8 protein-coding genes are annotated in these 10,231 nt (G+C 48.3%); 5 read left to right on the top strand and 3 right to left on the bottom strand.

Features of this window, described 5'->3' with window-relative positions; translation table 11 throughout:
- Positions 1–55: 55 nt before the first annotated feature.
- The gene (wrbA, locus tag NXS09_RS09555) at positions 56–664 is read right to left on the bottom strand and encodes an NAD(P)H:quinone oxidoreductase (RefSeq protein ID WP_259292293.1); all 609 of its coding nucleotides are present in this window, start codon (positions 662–664) and stop codon (positions 56–58) included.
- A gap of 77 nt (positions 665–741) precedes the next feature.
- On the opposite strand from wrbA, the gene NXS09_RS09560 reads away from it, so the two are divergent.
- Together NXS09_RS09560 and pheA are read left to right on the top strand one after the other, a co-directional pair.
- The gene (locus NXS09_RS09560; RefSeq protein ID WP_434803020.1) at positions 742–1,971 is read left to right on the top strand and encodes a YihY family inner membrane protein; all 1,230 of its coding nucleotides are present in this window, start codon (positions 742–744) and stop codon (positions 1,969–1,971) included.
- A gap of 411 nt (positions 1,972–2,382) precedes the next feature.
- Entirely contained in the window at positions 2,383–3,465 is a 1,083-nt protein-coding gene (gene pheA / locus NXS09_RS09565) for a prephenate dehydratase (RefSeq protein WP_259292295.1), read from the top strand.
- A gap of 77 nt (positions 3,466–3,542) precedes the next feature.
- Here the strand turns inward: pheA and NXS09_RS09570 are convergent, their stop codons facing one another.
- Positions 3,543–4,883 (bottom strand): NCS2 family permease, encoded by a 1,341-nt coding sequence (locus NXS09_RS09570; protein WP_259292296.1) that lies wholly within the window; start codon positions 4,881–4,883, stop codon positions 3,543–3,545.
- A gap of 153 nt (positions 4,884–5,036) precedes the next feature.
- A complete protein-coding gene (locus NXS09_RS09575; protein WP_259292297.1) occupies positions 5,037–6,713 on the bottom strand; it encodes an ArnT family glycosyltransferase in 1,677 nt (558 codons plus the stop codon).
- 201 nt (positions 6,714–6,914) lie between these two features.
- Between NXS09_RS09575 and NXS09_RS09580 the strand changes: the two genes are divergently transcribed.
- The 3 genes from NXS09_RS09580 (at position 6,915) to NXS09_RS09590 (ending at position 10,071) form a co-directional block, all read left to right on the top strand.
- Positions 6,915–8,696: an extracellular solute-binding protein gene (locus tag NXS09_RS09580; RefSeq protein ID WP_259292298.1), complete on the top strand. Its 1,782-nt coding sequence runs from the start codon at positions 6,915–6,917 to the stop codon at positions 8,694–8,696.
- 252 nt (positions 8,697–8,948) lie between these two features.
- Positions 8,949–9,368: a DoxX family protein gene (locus tag NXS09_RS09585; RefSeq protein ID WP_259292299.1), complete on the top strand. Its 420-nt coding sequence runs from the start codon at positions 8,949–8,951 to the stop codon at positions 9,366–9,368.
- 256 nt (positions 9,369–9,624) lie between these two features.
- Positions 9,625–10,071 carry a universal stress protein gene (locus NXS09_RS09590; protein ID WP_259292300.1) on the top strand — a complete coding sequence of 149 codons (447 nt, stop codon included), beginning with the start codon at positions 9,625–9,627 and terminating at the stop codon, positions 10,069–10,071.
- The last annotated feature ends 160 nt before the right edge of the window (positions 10,072–10,231 follow it).

Below are 10,231 nucleotides of genomic sequence, written 5' to 3' on the forward strand. Positions count from 1 at the left end.
ATTTTATCGGTTTATACTTGAATAAAGCAGATAACCCTGTATCTGCACAATACTACTAATCTTTAGCCAGTTTAAGCGCCAACTCTGCCAACCGTTTGCCTTGGGCAAATGCAATCTGTTGTTCTTCATGGCTTAAAGGTATTTTACCGTCATGCCCAGCCACATGCGATGCACCGTATGGCGTGCCACCTGCCTGCGTTTGCATTAAAGCGGCTTCGCTAAACGGCACACCACTGATAACCATACCGTGATGAAGCAGCGGCAGCATCATGGTTAATAGGGTTGATTCCTGTCCGCTGTGTAGGCCGGATGTGCTGGTAAACACGGTAGCAGGTTTGCCGATTAATTCGCCGCCAAGCCATTCGGATGCGGTTCCATCTAGGAAATATTTAACCGGAGCGGCCATATTACCGAAACGGGTGGGACTGCCCAATGCCAAGCCGGCACAATTTTTTAAGTCTTCAGCGCTAACGTAAGGCGCGCCTTGTTCTGGGATATCGTTTTCAACAGCTTCGCATACGGCCGATACTTTCGGCACCGTACGCAAAACGGCTTCGCAACCCTCAACGCTTTCGATACCGCGTACAATTTGGCGGGCAAGGTTAAGGGTGCTGCCATGTAGCGAATAATAGACAACAAGTATTTTAAGTGGTTTTTGATTCATAATGATTTCCGTTACAATGCAGAGTTGTTTAAAAATAAGTAGAGAAGATTATGCCGAATTTATCCAAGGTGCAAGCCATGCGTGATTCCCGGTTGGTCGGGTTTCTGTTGTTTGTGTTGAAACGGTTTAACGAAATACGGGTGCCGCAGGTAGCTGCCAGCCTCACTTTTACCACGCTGTTGGCTCTGGTGCCGGTATTAACGGTAACCTTGGCGGTCGTGTCGGCATTCCCAATGTTCGACGGTCTTTCCGCTTCTTTTATTCACTTTGTAAACAGAACCATTGTGCCGCAAGGTGCGGATACGGTTTTTGAATATATCGGCGAATTTAAAGACAAAGCCAGCCAGTTAACGGCCATCGGTGTCATTATGCTGGGCGTTACTTCTCTAATGCTGATTCAAACCATTGATCAAACCTTTAACCGCATTTGGCGAATGAATTCGCAACGCCCTCTACTGATGCAGTTTTTAGTGTATTGGGCTTTGTTAACCTTGGGGCCGCTGGCATTGGCTATCGGGGCGTCGTTGTGGTCGTCTATGCTGCAATATAATCTTTTCGGTGCCGAATATTCTTTCTTGTCTTCTATTGTGCGGTTGGTGATGTCGCTGTTATTCAGCACGATTCTATTGTGGCTATTGTATCGTTTGATTCCCAAACGCTTCGTTCCTGCGAAGCATGCATTGATTGGTGCAGCGATTACCGCAGTATTGCTTGAAGCCGCCCGCTACGGCTTTGCTTGGTATATCAGCACATTCCAAGGCTATGCGCTAATCTACGGTGCTTTTGCGGCCGTGCCTTTATTTCTATTGTGGTTAAACCTGCTATGGATGTTGGTGCTTTCGGGCGCGGTATTAACGTCTTCACTGTCATACTGGCAGGGTGAAGCGTTCCGCCGCAATCTGGATGCCCGCGGGCGTTTTGACGATGTATTAAAAATCTTACTGATGCTCCATGAAGCCCAAGTAGAAGGCAAGGCATTAAAAGTACAGGATATCCGCCCGACCATCAATATGGGCTACGACGAACTGGGCGAACTATTGGAAAAACTGGCGCGGTACGGCTATGTTTATTTAGGCAAACAAGGCTGGGTTTTAAAAACCAATGCCGAATCTATCGAATTGGCCGATTTATTTAAATTGTTTGTTTATAAGCCCAATGCCATGAATAAAGATCATGTGAATGTTGTGGTGGGCAATATTATGCAACCCTGCTTGGAAACTTTGGGCATGAGCTTGGCCGAATTTGATATCAAAACACAAAAACTGCCCGATTCGCCCCAACAATCCAACCTGCCGGTATCGACATAATGTTTCCTGCCTGCAATTTCGGTAACGCTAAAAAGCCGATACCTTTGCAAAAACCCATGTAGGTCGGATTCTCGAATCCGACACTGGCACATTACCACAAGAATGAAATATTTCCATCTTGCCAACTATTTTGTCGGATACAAGTATCCGACCTACTCTTGCCAAAGGCCGTCTGAAACCCTTTTCAGACGGCCTTCTATGTTTATTCTGGTTAGATATAGCGTTTTTAAAATTGTATTTGCCACACTGCATTAAAGTTCTAAGCAATTCAAACACGATCTACTGCCAACACACACGCATCTGATATAAAAATGCCCGAATGCGGCACGATATGCGCTCGGCAGGGGTGAAAACAAAAATTAATGTTAAAATAACCGCTTCTATAATTCAGCCAACACGGAATCATACGCCATGTCTGCCGATGATAAATTACTACCACACCGCAACGCAATTGATGAAATCGATGCCACCATTCTCAGCCTATTAAACAAACGTGCCGGCCATGCCCGCGCTATCGGCGAATTAAAAGGCACCGGCACGGTTTACCGTCCTGAGCGCGAAGCGGCGGTATTGCGCCGTATTCAAGAATTAAACCCCGGCCCGCTGCCAAACGAAGCCGTTGCCCGCCTGTTTCGCGAAATCATGAGCGAATGTTTGGCGGTAGAACGGCCGCTCACCATCAGCTATTTAGGCCCGGAAGGTACGTTTACCCAACAGGCCGCCATCAAACATTTCGGCCACGCTGCTGCCACCCAAGCCTGCGCCACCATTGACGAGGGTTTCCGTTTGGTTGAAGCACGCCAGGCCGATTATGTGGTGACACCGGTTGAAAACTCAACCGAAGGCAGCGTCGGCCGCGCTCTTGATCTGCTTTCCGTGACCCCGCTTTATGCCTGCGGCGAAGTGGTTTTGCGCATCCACCATCATTTATTAAGTAAAAACCATACCGAACCCCGCACTATCACCAAAGTATATGCCCACGCGCAAGCACTGGCGCAATGCCATGAATGGTTGAGCCGCAACCTCCCCGGTGCCATGCGGATTTCGGTATCCAGCAATGCCGAAGCCGCCCGCTTGGCCGCAGAGTCAAACGACCCCACCGTGGCCGCGATTGCCGGACAAATTGCCGCCGAAATCTACCAACTCACCAAAATTGCCGACAGCATTGAAGACGAACCCAACAATACCACCCGCTTTTTAGTGCTCGGCCATCAAACCACCACTCCGTCTGCCCATGATAAAACATCGCTGGTGGTTTCCACACCCAATAAAGCCGGCGCAGTCAGTATGTTGTTGAAGCCGTTTACCGAAAAAGGCATTTCGATGACCAAATTCGAAAGCCGCCCCAGCCGTTCGGGTTTATGGGATTATCTATTTTTTATCGATATCGAAGGGCATAAAGACGAACCGAAAATACAGGAAGCATTAGCCGAATTGGCCGAGCGTGCTTCTTTTGTGAAAGTCATCGGTTCCTACCCTACTGCCGTGCTATAAACCGCAACTTTTTAGTGAAATAAAAGGCCGTCTGAAACCCTTTTCAGACGGCCTATACCATTATCAAAACCTAAATATCAAGCCCCTAAGAACCAGAATTTGCTTATCCATGCAATCGCCACAATCCATACCATCGGCGGCACTTCTTTGGTACGGCCGCATAGCAGTTTGATAACGGCATAGCTGATAAAGCCCATAGCGATACCGTCGGCAACCGAATAAGTAAACGGCATAAACACAATAGTTAGGAAAGCGGGCGCGGCTTCGGTAATGTCTTTCCAGTCGATTTCAATCACACTGCGCAACATCTGAACGCCGATATACAGCAAGGCCGGCGCGGTCGCAAAAGCGGGTACGGTTTTGGCCAAAGGCGAAAACCACAAACACGCCAGCATCAAAATACCCACCGTTACCGCCGTTAATCCGGTACGCCCGCCAGCCGATACACCCGAAGCACTCTCAATATAAGGTGTAGTTGAAGAAGTACCCAAAACGGCACCGGCTACAATCGCGGTCGAATCGGCAAACAGGGCTTTTTTCAGGCGCGGCAGTTTGCCGTCCACCAATAAACCTGCGCGATGCGATACGCCGACCAAAGTACCGGTACTGTCAAACAAGTCCACCAAGAAGAAAACAAAAATCACCGCAATCATGCTGCCGTTAAACAGGCCGTTAAAATCCATTTGCATAAAGGTCGGTGCCACGCTCGGAATCGGGTCGATAACGCCTTGAAACTCGGTTAACCCCATGCCAATTGCAAGCAGGGTAATGGCGAAAATACTGATAATAATGGCGCCACGAATGCGGAAATAATCCAATACCACAATCAGGAAGAAACCCAATAAGGCCAACAAAACCGGCCAATTGGGCAGCTTAACGCCCTCTTCAAGCACAAAAAATTCACCCATCTTCACTAAGGTATCCGGGCTGCCGACAATCAGACCGGCATTTTTCAAGGCAATCAGCGCTAAAAACAAGCCGATACCCGCCGCAATCGCCATTTTCAAGCTCATCGGCAGCGCGTTGACCAACATTTCACGGATTTTGAAAAAGCTGAACAACAGAAAAATAATGCCCGATACAAACACCGCCGCCAAAGCCACCTGCCAAGGCACTTTCATGCCGCTTACCACCGAAAAGGTGAAGTAAACATTCAACCCCATACCGGGCGCCAATGCAATCGGATAATTGGCCAGCGCTCCCATAATAAAACAGCCGATGGCGGCAGAAATACAGGTGGCGACAAACACCGCGCCGAAATCCATACCGGTGATTGATAGAATGCTCGGATTAATAATCACGATATAACACATGGTTAAAAACGTGGTGAACCCTGCCAGAAGCTCGGTGCGTACATTGGTGCCGTGTTCGTTGAGCTTAAACAGGCGTTCCAATAAACCGTTTTGTGAAGTATTCATAATGGTTAAAAGTTATTAATAAAAGTAAACAAGTGGGTATTATATAGCGAAGGCGCCCAACGGGCGAAGAAACTTCATATTTAATCTGTTCCGGCTATTTTTTAGGCCGTCTGAAACCATTCAGACGGCCTAAATAAAACTACAAAACCTACTTTATTGTGCCTGAGCATGATTTTCCGCTTCATGCTTGGCCAATAAAGCAAAACCTTCTACTTTATTGCGGGGGCGCGCACCTTCCCAGATCAAATCCCATCCTTGCGGAACGGCACTGCCCTTGGGCTGTTGCACTAAACGGTATCGGCATTCGCCGTTACCCGTTGCCAAATCTATCGTGCCGTATTGCGCCCAAGCAATGCGGGCGGTTCTCGCATTGCGGTCGACACTGATACACGCCTGTTTATTCGTTAAAGCGGTTTTTAACTCAGGGCTTAACGCCGCTTCCATTTCTTTCACCACCGGCGCATGGCTCTTCGCTGCATCGAGCCACGGCAGAAACAAGGTCATCATCAGCGCCCATACTAAAGTTACCCCGGCCGCCCAGTTGGTCACCGCCTGTCTGCCGCGGATATGCTTGCGGGTAATCGCCCACAACCAGATAGGCGTGAATAACAATGCCACCACCAGCGACATTTTATTGATTTCGGGAATATAGTAAGGGCTGAAATAATGCGAACGCTCGGCCAGTTTTTCCGGCCAACCGTAGTTCATGGCGAAAAAGCCAATCCACAAAAAAACCGCCAAAAAACCGAATGCCATCATGCCGAACCAGTTAATAAAGGCAGCGGCACCACGGCGCAATCCGTCAAGCTGGGCGGCACCCAATAAGGCCAACGGCGGTAACAGCCAAACCAGATGCTCTTGATACTGGTGGGGATTTATCGCCAACAATATGCCGACAAACACCAGCCACACCAAAGCCAACACACCCCAACAATGTTGCGTCAACTTGCTGCGGGTAAACGTCCATACCGCCAACGGCCAGGCAGGGAAAGCGAACCATAATATATTTTTCAAATAATAAGGCAGGGAAAAGGCCGTCTGAAAGTTATCCATACCGCCAAACGGGCCGAAAGCAAAATAATTCCACCAAAGAGAAAAAGCTGCCGGATTGCTTTTCAACAAGGCAAACGGATAAACAGACATCAGCGGCCAAGCAAAAACAAACGCACCGATTAGGGTCAGATAATAACGTTTGAACCGCCATAGCGGGCTAATCGGCAGCACCAACGCTGTGAGCATGAGCGCCGACGGTACCAAAAAACCAACCGACACCGACAACAATGCCCAACCGCCGCCCAGCAGCAACGATGCCATAATCACACGCGTCGGCGCGAGCGAAAAACCATAAAGACACATGCCCAAGGCGGCAAACACAACCGAATAGCCGGTGAGAAAATGCGCCATAGTCAGCAGGCCGGTACAGCCAATCAGAATCAGCGCCACACTCCGCCCCTGATGTTTGCCCAATAAACGGAAACCGGCATTGCCGCAACACGTCAAGCCGATAACGGTAAACAACACACTGGCAAAACGGGTAGCGGCATAAATATTACTCTCCCAAGGGGCAAGCAATTTCTGAAACAGTGCCGCCACCCAGATATAAACGGGGGAAACCTCGAAAGAAGGCTGTTGCAAGACCGTCGGCAACCACATATTGCCGCCTGCGCTAAATTCCCCGACCGCCGTAAAAACAGCCGGTTCCGCCGGATGCCATAAATCATGGGAAAAAATACCCGGCAGCAACCAAGCCACGGCCAGCAATAAAAGCAGCCACGGCCTTTCGCGGGAAGATGGTGAGGAACGGGTCGGGGTCGGCGTATAAGTCAGCATAGATATCAGGTATCAAAACAGATAAAGCCAAGTGTAACAAATTAACCGTGCGGATTGTGTAGAGAATAGCAAACGGCATGAACACTTTACCAACCCTACTTTATCTTTCAGACGGCCTATTCATTCAGACGGCCGCCTCAATCTGAAAAAGCGTTTTTGCGCTACAATACGCCTTTATATTGACCAACCGCCGCCCTGACTATGAAAATTTCCACCGCCCTATGCTTACTGTTTACCACCGTTTCCACATCCGCCTATGCCGCCCACGGTTTGGCATTAGGGCAAAAGGTGCTTCATCCGGCCGGCTTCCAATCATTTAATTACGTCAACCCCAATGCCCCCAAAGGCGGCACGTTTACCCTACCGCTTCCCGGCGGCTTCGATACCCTCAACCCGTTTACACTGAAAGGCGACCACGAAGCAGGCGTCGGCACCCTAACCCTCGACACCCTAACCGCCAAAGGGCAAGACGAACCGTTTGCCATGTACGGCCTGATTGCCGAAGATATGGAACTGGCACCCGACGGCCTTTCGGTTACATTCAAAATCAATCCCAAAGCCCACTTTCAAAACGGCGATCCCGTTTTGGCCGAAGACGTCGCCGCCTCGTTCAACACCCTCACCCAAGACAAAGCCGCCTCGCCGCAATACCGATTTTATTGGGCCGATGTTGATCGGGTGGAAACACCGGATAAGCGCACCGTTGTGTTCCGCTTTAAAAAACCGAATGCCGAACTACACATGATTTTGGGGCAGCTGCCCGTGTTTTCACACAAAAGCTACCCCAAAGGCTTGGCCGCCGGTGCCAATGCCATGCCCATCGGTTCCGGCCCATATCGTTTAAGCAAAGCCGAAAACGGCCGTTTAAGCGAATTTCAACGCGATAAAAACTACTGGGCGCAAAACCTGCCGACCCGCAAAGGCATGTATAACTTCGATACCATTCGTTTCAAATACTATAAAGACGACACCGTACGCATCGAAGGCTTAAAAGGTGGCAATTATGATTTTATGCAGGAAAACACCGCCCGCCACTGGGCCCGCTCTTATACCGATAAAATATTGGCCAAAAACAATTTAAGCAAACACGATTGGACACAACAAAGCACGGCCGGTATGCAGGGGTTTGTAATGAATCTGCGCCGCAAACCGTTTGACGATATCCGCGTACGGCAGGCACTGATGCTCAGCTTTGATTTTGAAAGCCTCAACAACCGCCTGTTTTACGGCCTCTATACCCGCAGCAACAGCTTTTTTACCAACAGTGAAATGGCCGCTACCGGCAAACCTGAAGGCCGGGAATTGGCGGTATTGAATACTGCACGCAGCAAGCTGCCCGCAGCCGTGTTCACCCAAAACGTACCCGAGCCGCCGAAAACCGATGCCGTACTCGGCATCCGCCCCAACCTGCTCAAAGCCCGCGCCCTACTGGAACAAGCCGGCTACCGTTATCAAAACGGCGTATTGGTCGACAAACAAGGCGCCCCGTTAGAAATCGAATACCTGACATACAGCAAAACCTTTGAACGGGTTGTCGCCAAATGGCAGCGCGACTTGGCCAAAATCGGTATCCGCCTGAATATACGCCTTGCCGATCCGGCCATCTACCAACAACGGCTCAACCGTTTCGATTTCGACATCACCACCGTGGTTTACGGCAACAGCGAAAGCCCCGGCAACGAACAATTCAGCTATTTCAGTTGTACCGCCGCGAAAACCAACGGCAGCCAAAACTGGGCCGGCGTATGCGATCCGGCTGTCGAAACCTTATTGAAACGCTTTGAAAACTTCCGCAGCCGTGAAGAATTGGTTGCCGTAGCACGCGCTCTCGACCGCACACTACGCCACCAATACATCATCATCCCCAACTGGTATACCAACCGCTACCGTGTGGTTTACCGGAATACGCTCGGCATTCCCGCAAAACAACCGAAATATTACAGCGCGACCGACTGGGTTTTAAGCACTGCATGGCAGAAATAAGCCCTATCTGTTACCCATAATAGCAACAATAAAACAGAAGGCCGTCTGAACGGCCTCTTTTCATTTATATAGAAATTATATAAAAAATCATTAAAAAATAATAATATATAATTTATATAACATAATAATTAACAAACAACTAAATAAAATTTATTTTTTCTTATTCATTTATTCACTATTTCTTAATACGGTCTCTTTTTTTTGTAAGGAAAATATATAATTCCCACAACATTTTTCCAAGAGGATAATATTATGTTTAATCCAAATACTACAATTAAAAATATCGTATCCAATCCGACAACCAATGCGTTGCTTTCGCTTATCGGACGCCTATTATTGGTTTATCTGTTCATCGTTTCCGGCTGGCAAAAAATCGGCGGATACGACGGCGTAGTCGGCTATATGGAAAGCGTAGGCCTTCCGCCTGCATTACTGCCATTCACCATTTTGCTTGAAGTTGGCGGCAGTATCGCTGTTATCGTTGGTTTCCAAACACGCCTTGTCGCTTTCTTTTTTGCCGCATTCGCATTGATTTCCGCTTTTGTCTTCCATACTGCTCCGGAAGATGCGTTGAACTTTATGAAAAACTTCAGCATTGGCGGCGGATTTATCTTCCTAATGCTACACGGTGCCGGCGCTTGGAGTTTAGACGGCCTGACTGAAAAGAAATAAACCCGTCCACACCTGAATCATTGAATCGAAAAAACCTGTCTGCCTAATGGCAAACAGGTTTTTTTTATGTTTGAACAGGCAATATCGACCTATTTCTATAAAAAAAACAACAAAAATCTGATTTAAAATAATAAATATGCCAATCATTGCAACTAAAATTATATAAAACAGTCTTTCATTAAGTAACATGCAATATAACCGGCTATCCTGCCAATGCGGCAACAACTGTTTTACTACACATAATAAGGAGACAACAATGTATAAGCGAATTATGGTTCCCGTTGATGACAGTACCGCTTCTCTCTATGCTTTAAAAGAAGCCTGCAAGCTGGCCAAACAACTAGATGCAACCGTTCTGGCAGTGCATGTGGTGGATATTGCCCAATTTGAATTCAGTACCATCAGCGTAAGCGATACCGTTGCCTTAAGAAAAGCCGTTGAAAAAGCCGGCTTGGAAATCTTAAAACATACGGAACAGGAAATACAACAGGCGGGGGTGAAGAGCGAAAACCTGATTATGGAAAGCGCCGGTGATAAAATTGCCGATGTGTTGGTGAGCCAAGCCGCCTCCGAACATTGTGATCTGATTGTGATGGGCACGCACGGCTTCACCGGACTGAAACATTTATTGATGGGCTCCGTAGCCGAGGGCGTTGTCCGCCAATCCAATATTCCGGTATTGTTGGTACGCCGTCAGGATTAAATACCGCCTCATACCGTTAGGCCGTCTGAAATATTGAACTGCACCCCAAAAGTTGGACACCCCTCCAACCCATTAAGGTGCAGTTTTCTTATGAGCAAATATACATTAGACTTTAAATACCAAGCCGTACAATATTATCAGCGCGTACGCAGCCAACAGC

It is taken from the genome of Neisseria montereyensis (assembly GCF_024834045.1).
Taxonomy (GTDB): domain Bacteria; phylum Pseudomonadota; class Gammaproteobacteria; order Burkholderiales; family Neisseriaceae; genus Neisseria; species Neisseria montereyensis.

What these genes read in the sequence shown, in the direction of transcription:
- wrbA (WP_259292293.1), bottom strand. Translation starts at nt 664, where the DNA reads ATGAATCAAAAACCACTTAAAATACTTGTTGTCTATTATTCGCTACAT.
- NXS09_RS09560 (WP_434803020.1), top strand. Translation starts at nt 742, where the DNA reads ATGCGTGATTCCCGGTTGGTCGGGTTTCTGTTGTTTGTGTTGAAACGG.
- pheA (WP_259292295.1), top strand. Translation starts at nt 2,383, where the DNA reads ATGTCTGCCGATGATAAATTACTACCACACCGCAACGCAATTGATGAA.
- NXS09_RS09570 (WP_259292296.1), bottom strand. Translation starts at nt 4,883, where the DNA reads ATGAATACTTCACAAAACGGTTTATTGGAACGCCTGTTTAAGCTCAAC.
- NXS09_RS09575 (WP_259292297.1), bottom strand. Translation starts at nt 6,713, where the DNA reads ATGCTGACTTATACGCCGACCCCGACCCGTTCCTCACCATCTTCCCGC.
- NXS09_RS09580 (WP_259292298.1), top strand. Translation starts at nt 6,915, where the DNA reads ATGAAAATTTCCACCGCCCTATGCTTACTGTTTACCACCGTTTCCACA.
- NXS09_RS09585 (WP_259292299.1), top strand. Translation starts at nt 8,949, where the DNA reads ATGTTTAATCCAAATACTACAATTAAAAATATCGTATCCAATCCGACA.
- NXS09_RS09590 (WP_259292300.1), top strand. Translation starts at nt 9,625, where the DNA reads ATGTATAAGCGAATTATGGTTCCCGTTGATGACAGTACCGCTTCTCTC.